The sequence below is a fragment of the Bacillus sp. SIMBA_005 genome, assembly GCF_046535585.1.
Classification (GTDB): domain Bacteria; phylum Bacillota; class Bacilli; order Bacillales; family Bacillaceae; genus Bacillus; species Bacillus pumilus.
In genome coordinates this window covers 1-270 of the sequence record NZ_JAWRWI010000439.1, presented here as the reverse complement: position 1 = coordinate 270, position 270 = coordinate 1, and the positions used below count along the sequence as shown (strand labels likewise).

General features: G+C 39.6%; 1 pseudogene. It reads right to left on the bottom strand.

Annotation, left to right across the window (positions count from 1 at the left end):
- Positions 1 to 270 (bottom strand): annotated as a pseudogene (locus tag SB660_RS20800) (ABC transporter permease); the annotation flags it as partial.

Here is a 270-nt window from a genome sequence, read left to right as displayed (position 1 = left end):
CTGTTGAATACCATAATATTAATAAAGACAAAGATGAGACCAATACCAATTAGCTCAAGCAAATCAATATACATGCCGCTAAGGCCAATATTCTGTTTGACTTTTAAATAAGAGTTTATTGCCTTACCGTTCGGTATGATCTCTTGGACAACCCTCAAGCTATCAGGCAGTCCGTTCTTAGGAATAAAACTGCCTCCCAAAAAACTAAAAATATAAAGAACCGGAGAAGCCATACTGGACACCGCCACGTGGTCCTTAGCGGTAAAACCC